This is a genomic window from Kribbella sp. NPDC051770, from assembly GCF_040681455.1.
In the GTDB taxonomy this organism is placed as follows: domain Bacteria; phylum Actinomycetota; class Actinomycetes; order Propionibacteriales; family Kribbellaceae; genus Kribbella.
On sequence record NZ_JBFAYT010000008.1, the window covers coordinates 268,954 to 292,315 of the forward strand.

Here is a 23,362-nt window from a genome sequence, read left to right on the forward strand (position 1 = left end):
CCTACAGCGTGCGCAGGTAGTCGCCGAGTAGTGCGGTGGTGTCCGGGACGAAGGGCCAGTCCGGGTCGTCCAGGCGGGCGAGCAGCTCGGGCAGCGGCATCCAGGCGCCCCAGTCGACCTCCTCCGGCTGGTGCTCGACCGGGCCGTCCCAGCGGCAGGTGTACAGGTACGCGTGGTAGTTGGTGAACTCGTCGGTGTAGTCGCCCTCGGGCAGCTTCTCGAGCTTCACGCCGCTGATGCCGAGCTCCTCGGCCAGCTCGCGCTGTACGGCGTCGTACGGGTCCTCGCCGGCCGCGACGACGCCGCCGGCCATGAAGTCGTAGCGGGCCGGGTAGACGTCCTTGGTCGGCGTCCTGCGGTGCACGTAGACGTCTCCGGCGGCGTTCCGGACCAGTACGCCGGTCGCGGAGTGCCGCAGGTTGTCGCGGCGCATCAGCGACCGCGGAGCGGAACCGCAGACCACGCCGTGGGCGTCCACCAGGGCAACGAGTTCGTCCATCCCCGCAGTCTCACACGGCTCGGAGCGCCGCTTTGGTCGGCCGGACCGCGTAGGCTCGTGAACATGAGTGTGCGGCGGATCATGGGGACCGAGACCGAGTTCGGGATCTCGGTGCCCGGCCAGCCCGGGGCGAACCCGATGCTGACCTCGAGCCAGGTGGTGAACGGCTACGCCCAGACGCAGCCGCTGGCGCGCAAGACCCGGTGGGACTTCGACGAGGAGCACCCGCTGCGGGACGCGCGCGGCTTCGACCTGAGCCGGGAGGTGGCCGATTCCAGCCAGCTCACCGACGAGGAGACCGGTCTGGCCAACGTCATCCTCACCAACGGCGCCCGGCTGTACGTCGACCACGCGCACCCGGAGTACTCGGCGCCGGAGTGCACGAACCCGCGGGACGTCGTGGTCTGGGACAAGGCCGGCGAGCTGGTGATCATGGAGGGTGCCCGGCAGGCCCGCCAGATCCCGGGGGCGCCGCAGCTGAACCTGTACAAGAACAACACCGACAACAAGGGCGCGTCGTACGGGTCGCACGAGAACTACCTGATGCGCCGGTCGACGCCGTTCGCGTCGATCGTGCGGCACCTGACGCCGTTCTTCGTGAGCCGTCAGGTGGTCACCGGCGCGGGCCGGGTCGGGATCGGCCAGGACGGCGCCGGGCACGGCTTCCAGATCAGCCAGCGGGCCGACTACTTCGAGGTCGAGGTCGGCCTGGAGACGACGCTGAAGCGGCCGATCATCAACACCCGCGACGAGCCGCACGCCAACCCGGACCGGTACCGGCGCCTGCACGTGATCATCGGCGACGCGAACCTGTCCGAGATCTCGACGTACCTGAAGGTCGGGACCACGTCGCTGGTGCTGTCGATGATCGAGGACGGCTGGCTGACCGACGACCTGAGCGTCGACCGGCCGGTCACCGCGCTGCACGAGATCAGCCACGACCCCTCCTGCACGCACCTGATGACGCTCAAGGACGGCCGCAAGCTGACCGCCGTGCAGCTCCAGACGGAGTACCTCGAGCAGGCCCGCAAGTACGTCGAGGACAAGTACGGCGACGACGCGGACCGGCAGACCAAGGACGTGCTGCACCGCTGGGAGCAGGTCCTCGACCAGCTCGCGATCGACCCGATGCGGCTCGCCGACCAGCTCGACTGGGTCGCCAAGCTGAAGCTGCTGCAGTCCTACCGCGACCGCGACGACCTGGAGTGGAACGACTCCAAGCTCGCTCTGGTCGACCTGCAGTACGCCGATCTTCGTCCGGACAAGGGTCTGTACTTCAAGCTGGTCAAGGCCGGCCGGATGCAGCGCCTCGTCACCGACGAGGAGATCCGGATGGCGGTCTCGCACCCGCCGACCGACACCCGCGCCTACTTCCGCGGCCGCTGCATGCAGCAGTACGCCGGGCAGGTGGCGGCCGCCTCCTGGGACTCGGTGATCTTCGACCTCCCGGGCAAGGAATCGTTGCAGAGAATCCCCACTCTCGATCCGCTGCGGGGCACGAAAGCCCATGTCGGAGCGCTTCTTGACCAATGCGACACCGCCAGTGACCTGGTTCGCACCATTACTGGGGGTGCGGGCGGGTAGGGTCGCAGTAGGAGAGTCGGTTGGGCGGCTCTCCGCCGCGGTTCTAGGAGGTGTGCGATGGCGAAAGACGGTGGGCAGCAGCACAAGCAGCCCAAGCGTTCGACCAGCGAGGAAGAGGTCGAGCAGGTCGAGGCGTCGGAGGACGTCGCCGAGCGCAAGGAACGGCTCGACGAGGACGTCGACTCGATCCTCGACGAGATCGACGAGGTGCTCGAGGAGAACGCGGAGGAGTTCGTCCGCGGCTTCGTGCAAAAGGGTGGGGAGTGAACCGCTAGATGACATTCGATGCCTCCGGCCGGTTGCCGGAAGCCTTCCTGACCCCAGGTGGCTCGTCGTTCATGGACTTCCTGGCCGGGCACGCGCCCGACCTGCTCCCTGGACGGCGGTCCCTGGGGACAGGTGACCTGTCCAACGACGTCCCGCACGGTACGACGATCGTCGCGGCCACCTTCGACGGTGGTGTCGTGATGGCCGGCGACCGGCGCGCCACGATGGGCAACATCATCGCCCAGCGTGACATCGAGAAGGTGTTCCCGGCCGACGAGTACTCGTGCGTGGGAATCGCCGGCTCGGCCGGTCTGGCGATCGAGATGGTGCGGCTGTTCCAGGTCGAGCTGGAGCACTACGAGAAGCTCGAGGGCACCACGCTGTCGCTCGACGGCAAGGCGAACCGGCTGAGCGCGCTGATCCGGGGCAACCTGGCGATGGCGATGCAGGGCCTGGCCGTGGTCCCGCTGTTCGCGGGCTACGACCACGACATCTCCGGTGGCCGGATCTTCTCCTACGACCCGACCGGTGGCCGGTACGAGGAGCAGGCCTTCCACAGCGTCGGCTCCGGCTCGCTGTTCGCCCGCGGCTCGCTGAAGAAGCTCTACCGCGACGGGATGACCGCGACCGAGTGCGTGACGGCGACCATCCAGGCGCTGTACGACGCGGCCGACGACGACTCGGCGACCGGTGGCCCGGACCTGGCCCGGCGGATCTTCCCGGTGATCGGCGTGGTCACGGCCGACGGCTACCAGCGGATGCCCGAGAGCGAGGTCGGCGAGATCGTCGACACCGTGGTCGGTGCCCGGCTGCAGCGTCCCGACGGCCCCGCCGCTCCGCTCTCCTGAGCCCGGTCGACGAGTAGAGGATCCACATGAGCACTCCGTTCTACGTCTCACCCGAGCAGCTGATGCGGGACCGGGCGGACTTCGCCCGCAAGGGCATCGCCAAGGGCCGCAGCGCGATCGCGCTGCAGTACGCCGACGGCATCCTGTTCGTGGCCGAGAACCGGTCGCCCGCCCTGCACAAGGTGGCCGAGATCTACGACCGGATGGCCTTCGCGGCCGTCGGGCGGTACAACGAGTTCGAGAACCTGCGGATCGCCGGCGTGCGCCTGGCCGACATGCGCGGGTACTCCTACGACCGTCGCGACGTCACCGGCCGCGCGCTGGCCAACGCCTACGCGCAGACCCTCGGCGCGATCTTCTCCTCCGGTGGTGAGAAGCCGCTCGAGGTGGAGATCCTGGTCGCCGAGGTCGGCAACAGCACCGCCGAGGACCAGATCTACCGGCTCACCTACGACGGCTCGATCGCCGACGTCCGCGGCTACGCGGTGATGGGTGGCCCGGCCGAGCAGGTCGCGGAGTACGTCGGTGAGCACTACTCCGAGGGCATCTCGCTGGCCGGCGCGCTGCGGCTCGCCGTGGACGCGCTCGGGCACGACTCCAGCGAGGTCCGCCAGCTGGAGCCGGACCAGATCGAGGTCGCCATCCTCGACCGGACCCGTACGCAGGTCCGCAAGTTCAAGCGGATCTCGGAGGAGACGCTGGCCCGGATCCTGTCCGAGTCGCGGCCGGACACGTCGCCGTCGGAGCCCGCTCCGCACACCGACGACACGGTGAACGGCGGGTCGTACGAGAGCGAGACCACGGCGTCGGAGGATGACGACGCGCCGGTCGCGCCGCCGGAGGAGCCGGAAGACACCAAGTGACCGACGAACCGCAGGTGCCGCCCACTCCCGGTCAGGGAGCGGGCGGCACCTCTCGTTCAGCCGACCCGAAGCCCTGGGAGCTGCTGAGCGAGAAGACCGTGTACGACGGCTTCCTCACCGTGAACTCCCGGCGCTACCGGCTGCCGAACGGGCGCGAGGCCGACTGGGACGTCTTCGGCCCCCGGCAGACCGCGGGTGTCGCCGGCGGGATCACCGTGCTCCCGCTCACCCCCGAAGGCCGGGTCGTCGCGATCCGGCTGTTCCGCGCCGGCCCCGACCAGGTCGTCACCAATCTCCCCGGCGGCCTGATCGACCCCGGCGAGGACCCGGCCGACGCCGGGCGGCGGGAGCTCGCCGAGGAGACCGGTTACACCTGCGGCTCGATCGAGGTCGCGGGCTGGATCTGGTCCGCCGCCTCCTCGACGTACCCCAAGTACGTCGCGATCGCGCGCGACTGCGTCCGCACCGAGCAGCAGGACCTGGACGAGTTCGAGGACATCGTCCCGATCGAGCTGACCGTCGAGGAGTTGCGCCAGGAGCTGCGGACGCCCGGCGCGATGACCGGCGTCGACGCGGCGTACCGGGCGCTGGACCACGCCGGCCTGCTCTGAAATCCGCTTGCCCGCGCGGCGCCTCGCCCCGAGGATGACGAGCGTGCTGACGACGTACTGGCCCCTGCGGAATCTCCGGCTGACGACGGAGCGGCTGGTGCTGCGTGCTCCCGCCGACGACGAGGAACTGGCGGCGATCGCCGAGGTGGCGGCCGGCGGGATCAGCCGGCCGGGGGAGCATCCGTTTCTGATGGCGTGGCCCGACGCGCCGGTCGAGCGGGCGCGGCGTGTCCTGCAGCAGTACTGGGCGCACCTGGGAGCGTGGACGAAGGACGAGTGGGAGTTGGAGCTCGGGGTCTTCCGCGACGGGACGCCGCTCGGGATGGTCGGGCTGATGGGCAGCGAGTACGGCGTACTGCGTGAGGTGAAGACCTGGTCGTGGCTCGGGCTGGAGCACCACCGGCACGGCTACGGCACCGAGGCACGGACCGCTCTGCTGCACCTGGCCTTCGAGGGCCTGGACGCCGTGGCGGCGCGGACCGAGGTCTTCCAGGACAACGCCGGGTCGCAGGGCGTCTCGCGGAAGCTCGGCTACCGGCCGGACGGGATCTCTCGCGACGTGCTGCACGGCGAGCCGATCATCTCGGACCGGCTGCGGCTCACTCGGGAGGACTGGTCGAGCGTCGACCGGCCCAAGGTCGAGATCACCGGTCTCGACCCGTGCCGGGACTGGTTTATCAGCGCCGGCTGACCAGCAAACTGTCCGGATCTGGGCAGCTCACGCTCTTGACGAGCATTTGTGCGCAATGAATGACTGGTAGGGCACACCTTCCGCCCCGAGGAGTTGCTCATGCGCCGAATCGGCTCGGCAGTGGCTGTTGCTGCCGTCCTCGCCTTTGCCGTCCAGCCCTTCGCCCTCTCCGCCCAGGCCGGTCCCGCCGGTGCCGAGCCGCACGCCTCTGCGAAGCCGGAGCCTCGACCTCTGGTGAACCCTGAGCCTCAGCAGACCGTCCCGCGGCGCGACGGGTTCGACCTCGGGCGGACCGTCGGGCTCGTCCGCGGGCCGACGACCGACGCCGACGCCGAGCGCGTCGTCCGGGCGTCGCTCGAGCGGGCCGGCGTGCGCACGATCCGCACCACCGACGGCGTCGATCCGCGGACCGACGTCACCGTGTGGCTCGGCGGCGACGACCGCACCCTGGCCGACCTGGACGTCGCTGCGACGGACGGACTGCCGGCCGAGGGGTATGTAGTTGCTGTAGGCACCCATCGCGGGCGGCACCACGTCGTGCTGGCCGGCGTCGACACCGACGGCACGTACTACGCCACCCGCACCCTCGACCAGTTGGTGCAGGGCCGGCGGCTGGCGGGAACCGAGATCCGCGACTGGCCGACGATGCGGTACCGCGGCTCGATCGAGGGCTTCTACGGAACGCCGTGGTCGCACGCCGACCGGCTCGACCACCTGGACTATCTCGGCGCGCACCGGATGAACGCCTACGAGTACGCGCCGAAGGACGACCCATACCACCGCGAGCAGTGGCGTGACCCGTACCCGGCCGACAAGCTCGCCGAGCTGGGCGAGCTGGTGGACCGGGCCCGCGGCAACAAGGTCGACTTCACCTTCGCGCTCTCACCCGGACTGTCGATCTGCTACACCGCAGACGCCGACTACCAGGCGCTGATCGCGAAGTTCGAAGCGCTGTACGCGTTGGGGGCGCGCTCGTTCAACGTGCCGCTCGACGACATCGACTACAACAGCTGGCACTGCGACGCCGATCGCGCCAAGTACGGCACCGGCGGTGGAGCGGCGGGTCAGGCACAGAGCGAGCTGCTGAACCGGATCCAGCGCGAGTGGGTCGCGACGAAGCCGGGGGTCGCGCCGCTGCAGATGGTGCCGACCGAGTACTACAACGTGTCCGAGACGCCGTACAAGAAGGCGCTGCGCGAGCAGCTGGACGTGGCCGTGGTCGTGCACTGGACCGGCATCGGCGTCATCCCGCGGACCATCACGACCGCGCAGGCGGCGCAGGCGAAGGCCGTGTTCGGGCACGACATCCTGATCTGGGACAACTACCCGGTCAACGACTACCTGGCCGGACGGCTCCCGCTGGCTGACTACAGCGGGCGCGAGCGGGGGATCGCCGACCAGGTGGTCGGTGTGATCTCGAACCCGATGAACCAGGCCGCGGTCAGCAAGATCGCGCTCTCCGCGTTCTCCGAGCTGGGCTGGAAGCCGGCGACGTACGACGAGCAGGCCGCCTGGGAGCGCGCTCTCGCGGAGCGAGCGGGTGGGGACCGGAGGACGATCGAGGCGTTGAAGGTGTTCGCGGACCTGAACACGTACGACACGACACTGCACCCGGAGTCCGCGCCGGAGTTGGCCGCGCGGATCGACGCGTTCTGGAAGGCGTACGCCGGTGAGGGCGCGGGGCGTGGGGAGAGTGCGGAGGCGAGCGTCGTGCGCGCGGAGAGCGCGATCCGGGGGCTTCGGCCGGTCTTCCAGGCCGTGACGCGGGCGCCGGGGCGCATCCGGGCCGGGGTGGTCGATCCGGCGTTCAGCGCCGAGGCGAAAGCCTGGCTGGACGCGACGGTGCTGTGGGGCCAGGCGCTCGAAGAGTCGCTCGGGTTGCTGGACGCGCTCGACGACGGCGACGGGGCGACGGCCTGGCTGAAGCGTCAGCAAGTCGACAAGTTGACTGGTCAGGCGAAAGCGATCCGGGACGTGCGGGAGCCGCACTCCGGGACGTACCCGCGGATCGGCGAGGGCGTGGTCGACACGTTCCTCGCCCGGGTCGGCCGGCTGCACGACGAGTGGATGGGCCTGACGCCGCGGCGGACGGCGACGGCCAGCGTTCCGACGTACGCGGAGAACGTGCCGGCCCGGATGGTCGACGACGACGAGTCGACGTTCTACTGGAGCAACGGCGCTCCGGCGGCGGACGACGAGATCCGGGTCGATCTCGGTGCGGTGCGGGAGATCGGCGCGATCGGGGTCCTGATGGGGAAGAGCGGCAGCCCGGACGACTTCATCCAGTCGGGGGCGCTGGAGTGGTCGGCCGACGGTGAGACGTGGACCGAACTGACCCGCGCGACGACCGCCGAGGTCCGTGCGACCGCTCCGGCGGGGACGAAGGCGCGGTACGTGCGGTATCGCGCGGTCGCCGCGAACGCGTCCAACTGGTTGGTGGTCAGAGAGTTCTCCGTGCAGGTCACCGACGGGTCGGAGTTGGTGCTGACCGCGGGCGGGACTCCGGCGCCGGCTGACGGGTCGAGCCTGGCCCGAGCGGTCGACGGCGATGTCAGTACGGCGTACGCCGCGGCCGCGGTGCCGGGGGAGGGCGACGCGCTCACCGTGACGGCCTCGGCTCCGGCCGTGGTGGATCGCGTGACCGTGCTGCAGCGGGCCGGTGTGGTTGCCGCGGGGCGGGTGGACGTTCACACCGCCGCGGGCTGGCGGGAGATCGGTGTGGTGCGCTCGGCGTACACAGCGCTTCGGGTGAGCGGATCGGTCGATGCGGTCCGGGTGCGGTGGACGGCCGGGGCGACTGCTCCTCAGGTCGCCGAGGTGATCCTGCGCAAGACGGCTGGGTAAACTGACCGGCGGGCCGCTACTGGCGTTCAGGTGGGCTACCACCGGGGAACGGCCCGCCGGACTCAGCAGGTCCGGCTGAAGCCGCGCGCCTGGGCACGACGAGTATTCGCCGACGCCCGAAGGAGCGCGCCGCATGACCACGCCAGACAACACCACCGGCACCCCGACCACCGCCCGGCCGATGATCGGCACCGACCTCGCCGCCGACATGGTGGCCCAGGCTGCCGTCCGCGCCAAGAAGCTGCAGGACGAGACCGGCGTGCAGCCGTGCCTCGCGACCGTGCTGGTCGGGGACGACCCCGCCTCCGCGACGTACGTGCGGATGAAGCAGAACCGAAGCAAGAAGGCCGGGATCGGTTCGGTCAGCGTCGTACTGCCGGCGACGACCACCACCGACGAACTGGTCGCCGAGCTGACGAGGCTGTCCAACGACCCGAGCGTGCACGGGATCCTGCTGCAGCACCCGGTGCCGGAGCAGATCGACGAGCGGGCCGCGTTCGAGGCGATCGCGCCGGCCAAGGACGTCGACGGCGTCACCATGCACTCGTTCGCCGCGATGGCGTTCGGGGAGCCGGGCTTCCGGTCCTGCACGCCCGGCGGGATCCTGCGGCTGCTGCAGGCGTACGACGTACCGCTCGCTGGTGCGCACGCGGTGGTGATCGGCCGCAGCCCGATCCTCGGCAAGCCGGCCGGGATGTTGCTGCTGGCATCGAACGCGACCGTCACCTACACGCACTCGCGGACCACGAACCTGCCCGAGCTCGTCCGCCAGGCCGACGTCGTCGTGGCGGCGGTCGGCAAGCCGAACTTCGTCCGCGGCGAGTGGCTGAAGCCGGGCGCGGTGGTGGTCGATGCCGGGTACAACGAAGGCAACGTCGGCGACGTGCACGCCGAGGAGGCCGCCGCGGTGGCGAGCCTGCTGACGCCGGTACCGGGCGGCGTCGGGCCGATGACGATCGCGCTGCTGCTGGAGCAGACGGTGGACGCGGCGGAGGCGCAGACCGCGAACGCCTGAGGCCGGTTCTCGCCGTTCGGTGGCACGAACGGCGAGACACCGGAGCACGGAACATTCGGTCTGACCTAATGTTGAGACTGATGTCCAGCGCCGAACGGGCGCGGACGGGCTGATCGAGGAGGCAGGACAGTGGCGGTACGGGCGATCCGGGGTGCCACCCAGCTGGACGCGGACGAGCGGGAGCACCTGCTCGAGCGGACGGCGGAGCTGGTCCGGGCGGTGCTGGAGGCGAACGACCTGGCCTCGGAGGACCTGATCAGCATCCTGTTCACCGTCACGCCGGACCTCAGCTCGGAGTTTCCCGCGGTGGCGGGCCGGCAGATCGGACTCACCGACGTCCCGCTGATGTGCATGCAGGAGATCGCCGTCCCGCACGCGCTGCCGCGGGTGGTCCGGATGATGCTGCACACCGAGTCGCCGCGGTCGCGGGAGAAGATCCAGCACGTCTACCTGCATGGCGCCACCGCGCTGCGGCCCGACCTGACGGGCGCCCAGTGACCGACTCGCTGACCCCGGCAACGCCCGCGGAGCCCGTTGCGACCGCTCTGCGCGGCCCGGTCCGCATCGTCGGGACCGGCCTGATCGGCACCTCGATCGGCCTGGCGCTGGCTCGCCTCGGCGTGGTCGTCGAGCTGATCGACGGCGACCCGGACAACGCACTCATGGCCGAGCGGATCGGCGCCGGCTCGCGGCTGGTCCAGATCGAGCCGCAGCTGGTCGTTGTCGCCGTACCGCCGGACCACGTCGGCGCGGTGATCGCCGAGCAGCTCGAGCAGACCGACGCCGTCGTCACCGATGCGGCGAGCGTGAAGGGCAAGCCGCTCGCGGACGCCCGCGCGCTGAGCAGGCCCGAGGACCTCGCCCGGTACGTCGGCGGCCACCCGATGGCCGGCTCGGAGCGCAACGGCCCGCTGGCCGGCCGCGCCGACCTGTTCGAGGGCGCGACCTGGGCGATCACCCCGCACGAGACCAGCGACCCGACGGCCGTCGAGCTGGTCCGCCGGCTCGCCGAGGCCTGTGGCGCGCGGACCGTCGAGCTGTCCGTCCCGGACCACGACCTCGCCGTCGCCCGCGTCTCGCACCTGCCGCAGCTGATGTCGTCGCTCGCCGCCGGCACGCTCGTGGACGCGCCGACGGAGCACCTGGAGCTGTCCGGCCAGGGCGTTCGCGACGTGACCCGGATCGCCGCGAGCGACCCGGGGATGTGGACGCAGATCGTCGCCGCCAACTCGCCCGCGCTGAGCGGTCTGCTGGAGCAGATCCGCGACGAGCTCGACCGGCTGTTGATTGCCCTGAGCAAGGAAAAGACCGACGACGAGGTGACCGCCGTCCTCCGGCGCGGTGTCTCCGGCGCGGTCCGCGTGCCCGGCAAGCACGGTACGCCGCACATCGAGCTGGTCCCTGTGCTGGTGACGATCCCCGACCGCCCGGGCCAGCTGGCCCGGCTGTTCGCCGACGCGGCCGCGTCCGGCGCCAACGTCGAGGACCTGCGGATCGACCACAGCCCGGGCCGCCCGGTCGGTGAGGTCGAGCTGGCGGTCAAACCGGCCTCGGTCGACCAGCTGGTCGACGTACTGACCGAGCGCGGTTGGTCCGTGCACCGGTAATCTTCGGCCCATGATCATCGCAGTCGACGGCCCGAGCGGTTCCGGAAAATCGAGCACGGCCCGCGGAGTGGCCACCAGACTGGGGCTGAAGTACCTCGACACCGGCGCGATGTACCGCGCGGTGACCTGGTCGGCGATCGAGGCCGGGCTCGACCTGACCGACACCGCCGCGGTCGCCGACCGGGCCCGCGCGGTCGACCTGGGCATCAGCACCGACCCGCAGCTGGCGCACTTCACCGCCGACGGCACCGACGTCACCGAGGCGATCCGCGACCCGCGGATCAGCGAGAACGTCTCCAAGATCGCCACCAACCTCGACGTCCGCGCCGAGCTGATCCGCCGCCAGCGCGCGATCATCGACGACGCCCAGCCGGGCGGCGGGATCGTCGTCGAGGGCCGCGACATCGCCACCGTGGTGGCCACCGACGCCGAGCTCAAGGTGCTGCTGACCGCCGACCAGGACGCCCGGATGGCCCGCCGCAAGGCGGAGCTGGCCGAGGGCGCGCTGACCGCCGAGCAGCTGCGCGACCAGATCGTCCGCCGCGACGCCGACGACGCCACCGTGTCCCAGTTCGAGGTCGCCTCGGACGGCGCGGTGACGATCGACTCCACCCACCTGTCCCTGGAGGAGGTCATCGACGTGATCAGCCGGCTCGCGAAGGAGGCCGAGGCCGCGCCGCGGGAGTCATGACTGCAGAACTGACCAGGCACCAGGAGCTGCCGCGCACCGACGACCTGCCGCGCCTGCCGTACCGGCTCGGCGGTGTGATGCGTCACATCGTCGGTGCCTATCTGCGGCACCGCTACGACCTGACCGTCCACCACCAGGAGCGGTTCCCGCTGACCGGCCCGGTGCTGCTCGCACCGAACCACCTGGGGTTGCTGGACGGCCCGCTGCTCGGCGCGACCGCGCCCCGGATGCTGCACCAGCTCGGCAAGATCGAGGCCTTTCACGGCGCGCAGGGCAAGTTCCTGCACCTGGTCGGTCAGATCCCGGTCGACCGTACGACGTACGACGTGCTGGCGATCCGGAAGGCGATCAAGGTACTCCGGGACGGCAACGTGATGAGCATCTACCCCGAGGGCACCCGGGGCCGCGGCGACTTCGGCAAGATCCGGGTCGGCGTCGCCTACCTGGCGATGGTCACCGGCGCTCCGATCCTGCCCGTCGCGCTGCTCGGGACCCGGCTGCCGGGCGGCAGCGTGGAGCGGTATCCCCCCAAAGGGAGCCGGGTCGAGGTCGTGTACGGCGAACCTTTCACGGTCGAGCGCGTACCCTTTCCCAGGAGGCACACCGACGTACGGGCGGTGGCCGACCAGATCGGCGACGTGTTGCGGGCGCATGTCCAGGCCGCCGTCGCAGCCACCGGCCACCCGCTTCCGGGCAAGCCAGACCAGAAGGATCCTGATGAGTGACCTGCCCACCGGCTACGAGTACGACGCCGAGCCGTCGCGCGACGACGACACCGGCCCCGTGCCCGTCCTGGCGATCGTGGGCCGCCCGAACGTCGGCAAGTCGACGCTGGTGAACCGCATCATCGGCCGCCGCGAGGCGGTCGTCGAGGACACCCCGGGTGTCACCCGGGACCGGGTCTCGTACGACGCGGACTGGGCCGGCCGCTCCTTCACGGTCGTCGACACCGGCGGCTGGGACCCGGACGCGGTCGGGATGGCCGCGCTGGTCGCCGCCCAGGCCGAGGTCGCGATCAACGCCGCCGACGCGGTGCTGTTCGTGGTCGACGCGACCGTCGGGATCACCGACGCCGACGAGGCCGTGGTCCGGGTGCTGCGCAAGTCCGGCAAGCCGGTCGTGCTGGCCGCGAACAAGGTCGATGACCAGCGCATCGAGTCCGAGGCGATGAACCTGTGGAGCCTGGGGATCGGTGAGCCGTTCCCGATCTCGGCGATGCACGGCCGCGGCACCGGCGACATGCTGGACGCCGTACTGGCCGCGCTGCCGGAGGCGCCGCCGGAGCGCGACGCCGAGAGCGGGGGACCGCGCCGGGTCGCGATCGTCGGCAAGCCGAACGTCGGCAAGTCCTCGCTGCTGAACAAGGTCGCCAAGGAGGACCGGGTCGTCGTCAGCGACGTCTCCGGCACCACCGTCGACCCGGTCGACGAGCTGATCACGCTCGGCGAGAAGCAGTACCGGTTCATCGACACCGCCGGCATCCGGCGCAAGGTGAAGAACGTCCAGGGCCACGAGTACTACGCCAGCCTGCGGACCAACAGCGCGATCGAGCGCGCCGAGGTGGTCGTGGTCGTGGTCGACGCCTCCGAGCCGATGACCGAGCAGGACCTGCGGATCATGGACATGGTCGAGGAGGCCGGCAAGGCCCTCGTGATCGCCTACAACAAGTGGGACATGGTCGACGAGGACCGCCGGTACTACCTGGAGAAGGAGATCGACCGCGATCTGGTCCAGCTGCGCTGGGCGCCCCGGGTGAACATCAGCGCCCTGACCGGCCGGCACATGGAGAAGCTGGTGCCGGCCATCGAGGCCGCGCTGGACGGCTGGCAGACCCGCGTCCCGACCGGCCAGCTGAACGCGTTCCTCGGCCGGTTGGTTGCCGCGCACCCCCATCCGGTGCGCTCGGGCAAGCAGCCGAAGATCCTGTTCGGCACCCAGGCCACCACGATGCCGCCGACCTTCGCGATCTTCACCTCCGGGCAGATCGAGCCGTCGTACCAGCGGTTCATCGAACGCCGGCTGCGCGAGGACTTCGGCTTCGTCGGCAGTCCGGTGCACGTCCAGATCCGGGCCCGGCAGAAGAAGGCGAAACGCTGATCGGGGCGGTGCGAAAGTACTCCGGATGATGGGGTAAGGTTTACCCGCTCGCTCCTGCTGGAGCTAGCGGTTCGGGCTGTGGCGCAGTTGGTAGCGCACCGGTCTGGGGGACCGGGGGTCGCCAGTTCAAGTCTGGCCAGCCCGACAGTGTGCGAAGGGCACCGGCATCGCGCCGGTGCCCTTCGTCGTTTCGCTCAGGACGCGAAGGTCGTCAGGTCTCGAACGTCGCGGCCATCCGGGCGAGCGCGTCGAGCGCCCCTTCGAGCTCGGCCGCGCTGAGCGGCCCGACCAGGCGCGCCGCCGACAGCAGTCCGATCGTCGCGCTCGACAAGGCCAGCGCGACGTGCTCGGGATCGACGTCCGCGACCAGCATCCCCTGTGCCTGCAGGTCGCGCAGCCACGCGAGCACGCCCTGGTGGCGTTCGCGGTACCGGCCGTCGGTCACCGTGGTGACGTGGCTGCCGAGCACGCCACGGTCGTCCAGGAAGGCCGCGGTCATCAACCGGTCCTCGAGCAGAACCCGTACGGCGGCGCGGTACGCCGCACCGAGCCGCGGCCGCTCACCGACGGCCGCCCTGGTCCGCAGGCGTTCGGTCCCACGAAGCAGCAGCGCGTCGAGGATCTCGTGCTTGCTCGCGAACTCCAGGTACACCGCTCCTTTGCCGACCCCGGCCCGCGCCGCGATCTCGGCGACGCTCATCGCGTCGAAGCCGCGATCCAGCACGAGGTCCTCGGCGGCGTCGAGCAGGCGTTCGCGCCGGTTCGGGACGAGCGGCCGGGGCATCAGCCGAGCCCTCGGAGGAAGTCCTGCAGGGCAGGGAGAACGAGATCGGGCCGATCGCGCTGGACCCAGTGCCCTGCCTCCGGGACCGTCAGCAGGGTCGCGTTCGGCAGCAGCCCAGCAGCGGCTCGCGCCCGGGCGATCGGTACGCCGCTGTCGTGGTCGCCGTGGACGAGCAGCACCGGGAGCTCGATCTGGGCCAGCTGGCTCGTGTAGTCGGTGCGGAGTCTGTTCCACAGCACCTGATCGCGCTGCCACTCGCCGAACGTCCGCAGGCTCTGGCCCGTTGCGGCTTCCTCGACCACGGCGCTGACCAGTTCCGGCGTCCGTGCCGCCGGGTTGCGGACGATCGAGCGCAGCCCGCGCTCCATCGCGGCGGCGTTGCGCGCGTACGAGCGGGTGAGGGCGGCCAGTACGCCGCTGCGCAGGAGGGCGTAGGTGGCGAGCTGGTTCAGCTTGCTGAACGGGCCGTCGGTCAGCCGCGGCATGATGCCGAACGATCCCAGCAGCAGCGCGCCGCGCGCACCCGCCGGGCGCTCCAGGAGGTGTCCAAGGGTGAGGCCTCCGCCGAGTGACAGGCCACCGATCACGTAGTCGTCGAGGCCGAGCGCGTCGACGAGCTCACCGACGTACTGGATCAGTCGCTGCTGGGTCAACGGCCAGCTGGCTCGTGGGCTCTGTCCGAAGCCGGGGTGGTCGGGTGCGACCACTCGGAAACCGGCGTCAGCCAGCGCAGGGCCGGTCTGGCCCCAGGACAGTTCGGCGTTGTCGGCGCCACCGCCGTGGAGCAACAGGACGGTCGGCCCGGCCGGATCGGCCGGCGCCCACTCCAGCACGGAGATCGTCGCGCCGGTGACGGCGACGGTGGTACGGCGTACGTCCATGGCAGCTCCTGTCGTTGTGACCAGAATAGCTTGCTGGGTCACTACGTTTCGGTCTGGTGCCCCGGCGCGGACGCAGGTACGTTGCGAAGTGCGGGCCCGTGAAGGTGGGGGCATCGGAACCGGACCCGCGTCGATGGGGGTGACACCATGCGTTCGATTCGTGCTGTCCTGTCCGGCGCCGTGGCGGTGCTGCTGCTCGCGCCCGTGCTGGTCTTCCTGTCCGCACCACCGGCCGCGGCGGCCAACCTGACCGCTGACCTGGTGCGCACGGTCCAGCTGTCTGCCGCCGACCCGCCGATGCCGGACCCGTCCGGGATCACCTACCTGCCCGGCCGGGACCGCCTGCTCATCTCGGACGCGGAGGTGGACGAGGTCAGCGTCTTCGAAGGCGCCAACCTGTTCGAGATCACCCGCGCCGGCGTGGTGCAGAACACCGGGCTGAGCACCGCGTACACGAAGGAGCCGGCCGGGGTCGGTTTCAACCCGGTCAACGAGCATCTGTTCGTCTCCGACGACGACCAGTTCCGGGTGTACGAGCTGGCGGCCGGTGCGGACGGGCGGTACGGCACCAGCGACGACGTACGGACGACGTTCAGCACCGCGGGCTTCCTCAGCCAGGACCCGGAGGAGATCGAGTACTTCCCGCCGACCGGCGAGCTGTTCGTGCTCGACGGCGCGGACAACAACGTGCACCGGGTGTCGCCCGGTCTGGACGGCCTCTTCAACGGGGTCGCGCCGGCCGGTGACGACGTCGACACCGAGTTCGACATCGGCCGGTACGGCGTACTGGACCCCGAGGGCATCGGCTTCCATCCGGGCCGGAACACGATGATGGTCGTCGACAGCTACTCCAACTCGGTGTACGAGTTCAACCGCAACCTGATGCTGGTCAACAAGATCAACATCTCCGCCTCGAACGAGGTCTTCGTCGGCGGTGTCACCGTCGCGCCGGCCACCGCGGACCCGTCGCAGTGGAACCTCTACCTCGTCGACCGCGGCGTCGACAACGACACGAACCCGGCCGAGAACGACGGGAAGCTGTACGAGATGTCGGTGGCGCTGCCGCCGATCCCGAACCTGGTGCCGGTCGTGTCCGCGGGAGCCGACAAGTCCACGCACGTCGGCGCGCCGGTCGCGCTGCGCGCCGAGGTGTGGGACGACGGTCCGTCGACATCGGTCGGCTGGCAGTTGGTGAGCGGGCCGGGGACCGTCACGTTCGGTACGCCGGCCGCCGCCGAGACGGCCGCGACGTTCAGCGCGCCGGGGACGTACGTCGTCCGCGCGTCCGGCAGCGACTCCGCACTGACCGGTTCGGACGACGTACGGGTGACCGTGGTCGCTGCGGGCGGCGCGCTGCCGCTGGACGTCTCCGCGGTCCGCGCCTTCGACGACGTCGAGCAGAAGCCGACCGGCTTCGCGGACTGGGCGTCGTCGACCCTGAACCTCCCGAACGCCGGGGCGACGGCGCAGACGATCGGGCTGCGGTTCGACGACGTCGACGTGCCGGACGGCGCGACGATCACCGAGGCGTGGATCCAGTTCACGTCGAGCGGGTCGAACTCGGGCGCGACGTCGATGCAGGTCGCGGGGATCGCCGAGAACGACACCGCGCTGTTCACGGTGCAGCCCACCACGGTGTCGGCGCGACCGAAGACGCAGGCCCGGGCGACGTGGGCTCCACCCGCGTGGAGTGGCTCCGGACAGTCGGGAGCCGCGCAGCGGACGTCCGACCTGCGCACGCTCGTGCAGGAGGTGCTGAACCGACCGGGCTGGAACCAGGGCAACGCGGTGGGCTTCGTGCTCACCGGGACCGGTGAGCGGCGTGCGGCTTCGACCGATGGTTCGGTCGCTCCGGTGCTGCACCTGGCCTACACCGTGCCCGCCGGGAACACGGCGCCGGTCGCGGCGTTCACGTCGTCGTGCGGCGCGCTGTCCTGCGCCTTCGACGGCTCGGGCTCTTCGGACGCCGAGGGTCCGATCGCGTCGTACGCCTGGACCTTCGGGGACGGCGGCACGGGCACGGGCGTCGCGCCGAACCACACGTACGCCACCGCGGGCACGTACACCGTGACGCTCACCGTGACCGACGGTGGGGGACTCACCCACCAGGTCAGCCATCCCGTCACCGTGGCCGCCTCGGCCGGCATCGGCTACCGCGCTGCGACCGGCTACGTGGGCAACGCGACGATGCCGACCGTCACCGTGCCTGGCGGCGTACAGGCTGGGGACTCGCTGCTGCTCTTCGCCTCGGTCAACGCCAACACCACAGCGATCACCGGGCCGCCCGGCTGGACCCAGCTGGCGAACGTGGTCAACAGCTCCCAACGCACCCTCGCCTGGTGGAAGCCCGCTACCGCCGCCGACGCCGGTACGCCGGTCCGGTTGACCTTCGACGTCTACACGAAGGTCACCCTCCAGCTGGCGGCGTACAGCGGCAGCACCGCACAGCCGGTCGTCACCACACGAGCGGAGACCACCGTCACCACGTCCCACGCCACCCCCACAGCCACCATCAACACGGCCGGCTCCTGGCTCGTCTCCTACTGGGCCGACAAGTCCTCGACCACGACCAACTGGACGGCACCAGGTTCAACTGTCACCCGAGACGAACGCATCGGCTCCGGCAGCGGCCGCACCAGCGCTCTCCTGGCCGACAGCGGAGCACCTGTCCCCAACGGCCCAGCCGGCGGCCTGACAGCAACCACCGATGTGGCCTCCCGCGCCACGACGCTGAGCGTCGTACTCACGCCGTAGGAAGCTCGGCCGGCCGGGTGCCGGCCGGCCGAGCTGTCCGGCCTACCAGCCCCGCGCGCGCCACTCGGCGAGGTGGGGGCGTTCGGTGCCGAGGGTGGTGTCGGCGCCGTGGCCGGGGTAGACCCAGGTTTCGTCGGGGAGGCGGTCGAAGAGTTTGGACTCGACGTCGTTGATCAGGGAGGTGAAGCGTTCGGCGTCGCCCTGGGTGTTGCCGACGCCGCCGGGGAAGAGGGAGTCGCCGGTGAACAGGTGCGGGGCGCCCTTCGGGTCGTCGTACAGGAGGGCGATGGAGCCGGGGGTGTGGCCGACCAGGTGGATGACGCGGAGGCCGACGGCGCCGAAGGAGATCTCGTCGCCGTCCTCGACCTGGGTGGTGGTCGGGACGTCGATGCCCTCGGCGTCGTACCGGCCGGCGATCGTGGTCGCGCCGGTGCCGGCGACGACGTCGGCCAGGGCTTGCCAGTGGTCGCCGTGGCGGTGCGTGGTGATCACCCGGCTGATCCCGGCGGCGCCGATCAGCGTCAGCAGCGTGTGCGCGTCGTTGGCGGCGTCGATCAGCACCTGCTCGTCGGTCTGCCGGCAACGCAGCAGGTACGCGTTGTTGTTCATCGGCCCGACGGCGACCTTCGAGATCATCAGCTGGGCCAGCTCGTGGGTCTGCGCGGGGCCGCCGACGCGGACGTTGCCGTGGTAATCGTTCATGCGCCGATCCTCGCACCCCGGACCCCCGGGTGTCCGCGTGACCTGGGGTGGGTACCGCTCGTTCGTCGGGTGTGAGGCGGTCGAATATACTTTCGAAAGCGGACCCCGGGATCCGGGTCGCCCGGCGGAGCGGAAGTTTTTGTCGGTGGGCCTCGTTAGCCTGTATCGGGCCTGTCCCTGAACCCTTCGAACGGCTGAGAGTGAGCTTGTGTCTGACCGTCTGATCGTGCGTGGAGCGCGTGAGCACAACCTGAAGGACGTCTCGCTCGACCTGCCGCGCGACGCCATGATCGTTTTCACCGGTCTGTCCGGGTCCGGCAAGTCCAGCCTGGCCTTCGACACGATCTTCGCCGAGGGCCAGCGGCGCTACGTGGAGTCCCTGTCCGCGTACGCCCGGCAGTTCCTCGGCCAGATGGACAAACCCGACGTCGACTTCATCGAGGGGCTGTCCCCGGCGGTCTCGATCGACCAGAAGTCCACCTCACGCAACCCGCGCTCGACGGTCGGCACGATCACCGAGGTCTACGACTACCTGCGACTCCTGTTCGCGCGGGCCGGCCGCCCGCACTGCCCGGAGTGCGGCGAGCCGATCGCGAAGCAGACCCCGCAGCAGATCGTCGACCGGGTGATGGAGCTCGACGAGGGCACCCGCTTCCAGGTCCTCGCGCCGGTCATCCGCGGCCGCAAGGGTGAGTACCTCGACCTCTTCCGCCAGCTCACCGGCCAGGGCTTCAGCCGCGCCCGCGTGGACGGCGAGACGATTCAGCTGACCGAGCCGCCGAAGCTCGACAAGCAGAAGAAGCACACCATCGACGTGGTCGTCGACCGGCTCGCGGTGAAGGGCTCCGCGAAGCAGCGGCTGACCGACTCGGTCGAGACCGCGCTCGGCCTGTCCGGTGGCATCGTCACCCTCGACTTCGTCGACCTCGAGGAGAACGACCCGTACCGGGAGCGCCGCTTCAGCGAGAAGCTCGCCTGCCCGAACGACCACCCCCTGCAGCTCGACGAGCTCGAGCCGCGCTCGTTCTCGTTCAACTCGCCGTACGGCGCCTGCCCGGCCTGCTCGGGCCTCGGCACCCGGATGGAGGTCGACCCGGAGCTGCTGGTCCCGGACCCGTCGAAGTCGCTGGACGAGGGTGCGATCCAGCCGTGGTCCGGCGCGAACGTCTCGCAGTACTTCGAGCGCCTGCTGAGCGCGCTGGCCAAGGACCTGAAGATCAAGTCGAGCACGCCGTTCGGTGAGCTGCCGGCGAAGGCGCAGAAGGCGCTGCTCAGCGGTCACGACCGCCAGGTGCACGTCTCGTACAAGAACCGGTACGGCCGCGAGCGCTCGTACTACACGACCTTCGAGGGCGTCATCCCGTACGTCGAGCGCCGGCACGCCGAGGCGTCCAGCGACACCAGCCGGGAGCGCTTCGAGGAGTACATGCGCGAGGTCCCGTGCCTGACCTGCAACGGCGCCCGGCTGAAGCCGATCTCGCTCGCGGTCACGCTCGGCGGCAAGAACATCGCCGAGATCAGCGCGATGTCGATCGACGAGGTGCACGGCTTCCTGGTCGACCTGGACCTGACGCCGCGGGAGAAGCAGATCGCGGAGCGGGTCACCAAGGAGATCGGTGAGCGGCTGCGGTTCCTGCTCGACGTCGGCCTGGACTACCTGGCGCTGAACCGGCCGGCCGGCTCGCTGTCCGGCGGCGAGGCGCAGCGGATCCGGCTGGCGACGCAGATCGGCTCCGGCCTGGTCGGCGTGCTGTACGTGCTGGACGAGCCGTCGATCGGTCTGCACCAGCGCGACAACCGGCGGCTGATCGACACCCTGGTCCGGCTCAAGGACCTGGGCAACACGCTGATCGTCGTCGAGCACGACGAGGACACCATCGACCACGCCGACTGGGTGGTGGACATCGGCCCGGGCGCGGGGGAGCACGGCGGTCAGGTGGTCGTCTCGGGCACGGTCGACGACCTGCGCAACCACCCGGACTCGATCACCGGCCAGTACGTGTCGGGCCGGCGCGAGATCCCGATCCCCGCCGTCCGGCGTCCGCTCACCGAGGGCCGGGAGCTGACCGTGTACGGCGCCCGCGAGCACAACCTGCAGGACATCGACGTGACGATCCCGCTCGGGGTGTTCGTCGCGGTCACCGGGGTCTCGGGCTCGGGCAAGTCGACGCTGGTCAACGACATCCTCTACACGTCGCTGGCGCGGCAGATCTACGGTGCCCGCGCGGTGCCGGGCCGGCACACCAAGATCTCTGGGCTCGACCAGGTCGACAAGGTGATCCACGTCGACCAGTCGCCGATCGGCCGCACGCCGCGGTCCAATCCGGCGACGTACACCGGGGTCTGGGACCACGTCCGCAAGCTGTTCGCGGAGACGCCGGAGGCGAAGGTCCGCGGGTACCAGCAGGGCCGGTTCTCGTTCAACGTCAAGGGCGGCCGCTGCGAGGCCTGCTCGGGTGACGGCACGCTGAAGATCGAGATGAACTTCCTGCCGGACGTCTACGTGCCCTGTGAGGTCTGCCACGGTGCGCGGTACAACCGCGAGACGCTCGAGGTGCACTACAAGAACAAGACCGTGTCCGACATCCTGGACATGCCGATCGAGGAGGCGGCGGAGTTCTTCGCCGCGATTCCGGCGATCTCGCGGCACCTGAAGACGCTGAACGAGGTCGGTCTGGGCTACGTCCGGCTCGGTCAGCCGGCGCCGACGCTGTCCGGCGGTGAGGCGCAGCGGGTGAAGCTGGCGTCGGAGCTGCAGAAGCGTTCCACCGGGCGGACGGTGTACGTGCTCGACGAGCCGACCACGGGTCTGCACTTCGAGGACATCCGCAAGCTGCTCGGCGTACTGGGTGGACTCGTTGACAAGGGCAACTCGGTGCTGGTGATCGAGCACAACCTCGACGTGATCAAGACCGCCGACTGGATCGTCGACCTCGGCCCGGAGGGTGGCCGCCGCGGCGGCACGCTGGTCGCCGAGGGGACGCCGGAGGAGGTCGCGGCCAACCCGGCGTCGTACACCGGGCAGTTCCTGGCCGAGATCCTGCACGGGCGGGCCGCGAAGCCGAGCGCCAAGCAGGCGGCCCCGGTGGCGGTGACCGCGGGCAAGAAGGCGGTCGCGAAGAAGGCGCCGGCGAAGAAGACCGCGGCCACGAAGGCGGCAGCGACGAAGACGGCGCCGGCGAAGAAGACAGCCGCTGTGAAGAAGGCCACTGCGGCCAAGAAGGCGCCGGCGCGGAAGACCGCGGCGAAGCGCGCGGCGGGCTGAGGCACCGCAGGCTGAAGCAGTGCGGAGGTGGGCGGACCGGATCGGTCCGCCCACCTTTGCGTTCTGCTCGAACGGTCCGTGGCGGTAACCCCTCGAGCGTTTAGATTGGCCCCGGAACAAGTAGCGGATCGAAGGGGCAGATGTGCCGCGGCAGTACGACACCCAGCTGATCGAGTCGGTCGCCGTCCGGCGCCGGCGACTGCGCGAGGCGTGGCTGTTCGGCGCCGCCCGGTCCCGGAACACCCTCGACGAAGGCGTCAACAAACTGTTCGCCAGCGCCGCGGTCGCCGCGGTGGTCTGCGCGGGCTGCGTCGGCTACTCGTTCATCCAGGGCTCCAAGGACAAGGGCCCGAACGGACCCGTTGCCCCGAGCCCCAGTTCTCCGGCGACCCCGGGCCCGAGCGGCACACCGTCCGGTACGCCGGATTCGACCGGCACCCCGCCGCCCAGCGGCACCCCGCGGCCGCCCACGCCGCCGCGGACCTGAACCCCCTGCCACAGCAAGGAACTCACGGCGTACGGGCCGGAAACCGGTGCGTTCGGGAGGGAACCGGACGCGACCCCGGCCGCGTCTATGGTGGGGAAGTCGGCAGCCAGCAGATCACTTCGGAGGGACAGCAATCGTGGGTGGACAGCGTTGGAGCATGGGTAAGGACACCCTTGGCACCCTGGCCAAGAAGACGGGTGGCAAGACCCAGGACCTCGGTGGTCTGGTCAAGCGCCTGGCCGCGGCCGCACAGCCGCTGGAGGGCAAGCTGCAGGGTTCCGGCCACGACGCCTTCATGAGCTTCAAGGGCCGGGTGGACGGCATCGCCGCCGACCTGAACGCGGGACTGGCCGCGATCAACAAGGGCCAGCAGGGCATGGACGCCGCGACCCAGACCGGTATGAGCGACATGGCCCAGGCCGCCAAGAAGAGTGAAGGCGCGGCGAACTTCGACGGCGCCAAGTTCAACAAGCGCTGAGACGGGGAGACACAGGCAGATGACCGGACGCAACAGCTACGACAGCGGCGCCAGCGGCGAGACCCAGGCCGCGATCAAGAGCCTGTCGGCGCAGATCGAGTCGCTGATCGCGCAGCACCAGGCGAACGTGAAGGCGATGCGCGGCGACGCGACGATGACCAAGGTGATGGACGACTACGGCGCGGTCGAGGAGAAGTTCAACTCCGCCGCCACCGAGGTCCAGGGGATCATCAAGTCACTGGCCAGCACGCTGGCCGAGTTCGACACGCACGCGGACACCGCGTTCAAGGCGGCGTCCAAGGCCGTCACGGACATCGGCAACATGTGATCCGCGCGGGGGACCCGGCCGGGTTCCCCGTCAGATCAAACGCCGGCGCGCGGTTCTCGCGCGCTG

22 protein-coding genes, 1 tRNA gene and 1 riboswitch are annotated in these 23,362 nt (G+C 70.3%); of the genes, 19 read left to right on the top strand and 4 right to left on the bottom strand.

What is annotated here, in order from left to right:
* Position 1 precedes the first annotated feature (1 nt).
* A complete protein-coding gene (locus tag AB0M01_RS26350; protein WP_363673982.1) occupies positions 2-499 on the bottom strand; it encodes an NUDIX domain-containing protein in 498 nt (165 codons plus the stop codon).
* 63 nt (positions 500-562) lie between these two features.
* Here AB0M01_RS26350 and dop point away from each other — a divergent pair, with 63 nt between their 5' ends.
* The 14 genes from dop to AB0M01_RS26420 all read left to right on the top strand — a co-directional run bounded on the left by dop (position 563) and on the right by AB0M01_RS26420 (position 13,762).
* Positions 563-2,083 carry a depupylase/deamidase Dop gene (gene dop / locus AB0M01_RS26355; RefSeq protein ID WP_363673984.1) on the top strand — a complete coding sequence of 507 codons (1,521 nt, stop codon included), beginning with the start codon at positions 563-565 and terminating at the stop codon, positions 2,081-2,083.
* Positions 2,084-2,140: 57 nt separating this feature from the next.
* Positions 2,141-2,350, top strand: coding sequence for a ubiquitin-like protein Pup (locus AB0M01_RS26360; protein WP_363673986.1), 210 nt, complete (start codon positions 2,141-2,143; stop codon positions 2,348-2,350).
* A gap of 8 nt (positions 2,351-2,358) precedes the next feature.
* A complete protein-coding gene (gene prcB / locus AB0M01_RS26365) occupies positions 2,359-3,198 on the top strand; it encodes a proteasome subunit beta (RefSeq protein WP_363673988.1) in 840 nt (279 codons plus the stop codon).
* A gap of 26 nt (positions 3,199-3,224) precedes the next feature.
* Positions 3,225-4,061 carry a proteasome subunit alpha gene (gene prcA / locus AB0M01_RS26370; RefSeq protein WP_363673990.1) on the top strand — a complete coding sequence of 279 codons (837 nt, stop codon included), beginning with the start codon at positions 3,225-3,227 and terminating at the stop codon, positions 4,059-4,061.
* Complete coding sequence (locus AB0M01_RS26375; RefSeq protein ID WP_363673992.1) at positions 4,058-4,672, top strand: NUDIX hydrolase; 615 nt, start codon at positions 4,058-4,060, stop codon at positions 4,670-4,672. The genes prcA and AB0M01_RS26375 overlap by 4 nt, the downstream gene beginning before the upstream one ends.
* A 43-nt stretch (positions 4,673-4,715) precedes the next feature.
* Positions 4,716-5,363, top strand: a complete 648-nt coding sequence (locus AB0M01_RS26380; RefSeq protein WP_363673994.1) for a GNAT family protein — start codon at positions 4,716-4,718, stop codon at positions 5,361-5,363.
* Between the two features lie 99 nt (positions 5,364-5,462).
* Positions 5,463-8,207 carry a beta-N-acetylglucosaminidase domain-containing protein gene (locus AB0M01_RS26385; RefSeq protein WP_363673996.1) on the top strand — a complete coding sequence of 915 codons (2,745 nt, stop codon included), beginning with the start codon at positions 5,463-5,465 and terminating at the stop codon, positions 8,205-8,207.
* Positions 8,208-8,212: 5 nt separating this feature from the next.
* Positions 8,213-8,309: riboswitch (ZMP/ZTP riboswitch) on the top strand.
* Positions 8,310-8,340: 31 nt separating this feature from the next.
* On the top strand, positions 8,341-9,222 hold the full coding sequence (locus tag AB0M01_RS26390; RefSeq protein WP_363673998.1) for a tetrahydrofolate dehydrogenase/cyclohydrolase catalytic domain-containing protein: 882 nt from the start codon (positions 8,341-8,343) through the stop codon (positions 9,220-9,222).
* Between the two features lie 129 nt (positions 9,223-9,351).
* Positions 9,352-9,720 (top strand): chorismate mutase, encoded by a 369-nt coding sequence (aroH, locus tag AB0M01_RS26395; protein ID WP_363674000.1) that lies wholly within the window; start codon positions 9,352-9,354, stop codon positions 9,718-9,720.
* Positions 9,717-10,829 carry a prephenate dehydrogenase gene (locus AB0M01_RS26400; protein WP_363674002.1) on the top strand — a complete coding sequence of 371 codons (1,113 nt, stop codon included), beginning with the start codon at positions 9,717-9,719 and terminating at the stop codon, positions 10,827-10,829. The genes aroH and AB0M01_RS26400 overlap by 4 nt, the downstream gene beginning before the upstream one ends.
* 10 nt (positions 10,830-10,839) lie before the next feature.
* Positions 10,840-11,520 carry a (d)CMP kinase gene (gene cmk, locus AB0M01_RS26405; protein WP_363674004.1) on the top strand — a complete coding sequence of 227 codons (681 nt, stop codon included), beginning with the start codon at positions 10,840-10,842 and terminating at the stop codon, positions 11,518-11,520.
* The gene (locus tag AB0M01_RS26410) at positions 11,517-12,245 is read left to right on the top strand and encodes a lysophospholipid acyltransferase family protein (RefSeq protein ID WP_363674006.1); all 729 of its coding nucleotides are present in this window, start codon (positions 11,517-11,519) and stop codon (positions 12,243-12,245) included. The genes cmk and AB0M01_RS26410 overlap by 4 nt, the downstream gene beginning before the upstream one ends.
* Entirely contained in the window at positions 12,238-13,617 is a 1,380-nt protein-coding gene (gene der / locus AB0M01_RS26415) for a ribosome biogenesis GTPase Der (RefSeq protein ID WP_363674008.1), read from the top strand. Before AB0M01_RS26410 ends, der begins: the two co-directional genes overlap by 8 nt.
* Positions 13,618-13,689: 72 nt before the next feature.
* Positions 13,690-13,762, top strand: a tRNA-Pro gene (locus AB0M01_RS26420).
* A 66-nt stretch (positions 13,763-13,828) separates the two neighbouring features.
* On the opposite strand, the gene AB0M01_RS26425 is transcribed toward AB0M01_RS26420, so the two are convergent.
* Together AB0M01_RS26425 and AB0M01_RS26430 are read right to left on the bottom strand one after the other, a co-directional pair.
* Positions 13,829-14,401, bottom strand: coding sequence for a TetR/AcrR family transcriptional regulator (locus AB0M01_RS26425; RefSeq protein ID WP_363674010.1), 573 nt, complete (start codon positions 14,399-14,401; stop codon positions 13,829-13,831).
* A complete protein-coding gene (locus AB0M01_RS26430) occupies positions 14,401-15,282 on the bottom strand; it encodes an alpha/beta hydrolase (RefSeq protein WP_363674012.1) in 882 nt (293 codons plus the stop codon). Before AB0M01_RS26430 ends, AB0M01_RS26425 begins: the two co-directional genes overlap by 1 nt.
* Before the next feature lie 147 nt (positions 15,283-15,429).
* On the opposite strand from AB0M01_RS26430, the gene AB0M01_RS26435 reads away from it, so the two are divergent.
* The gene (locus AB0M01_RS26435; protein ID WP_363674014.1) at positions 15,430-18,036 is read left to right on the top strand and encodes a PKD domain-containing protein; all 2,607 of its coding nucleotides are present in this window, start codon (positions 15,430-15,432) and stop codon (positions 18,034-18,036) included.
* 42 nt (positions 18,037-18,078) lie between these two features.
* Here AB0M01_RS26435 and AB0M01_RS26440 read toward each other — a convergent pair whose 3' ends face one another.
* Positions 18,079-18,738, bottom strand: a complete 660-nt coding sequence (locus AB0M01_RS26440; protein ID WP_363674016.1) for an MBL fold metallo-hydrolase — start codon at positions 18,736-18,738, stop codon at positions 18,079-18,081.
* A gap of 208 nt (positions 18,739-18,946) precedes the next feature.
* Here AB0M01_RS26440 and uvrA point away from each other — a divergent pair, with 208 nt between their 5' ends.
* From uvrA to AB0M01_RS26460, 4 genes are all read left to right on the top strand, one after another.
* Positions 18,947-22,003 (top strand): excinuclease ABC subunit UvrA, encoded by a 3,057-nt coding sequence (gene uvrA / locus AB0M01_RS26445; protein WP_363674018.1) that lies wholly within the window; start codon positions 18,947-18,949, stop codon positions 22,001-22,003.
* Positions 22,004-22,145: 142 nt separating this feature from the next.
* Positions 22,146-22,490, top strand: coding sequence for a hypothetical protein (locus tag AB0M01_RS26450; RefSeq protein WP_363674020.1), 345 nt, complete (start codon positions 22,146-22,148; stop codon positions 22,488-22,490).
* Between the two features lie 157 nt (positions 22,491-22,647).
* Positions 22,648-22,968, top strand: coding sequence for a hypothetical protein (locus AB0M01_RS26455; protein ID WP_184794712.1), 321 nt, complete (start codon positions 22,648-22,650; stop codon positions 22,966-22,968).
* Between the two features lie 19 nt (positions 22,969-22,987).
* Positions 22,988-23,296 (top strand): hypothetical protein, encoded by a 309-nt coding sequence (locus AB0M01_RS26460; RefSeq protein ID WP_363674022.1) that lies wholly within the window; start codon positions 22,988-22,990, stop codon positions 23,294-23,296.
* Positions 23,297-23,362: the final 66 nt, after the last annotated feature.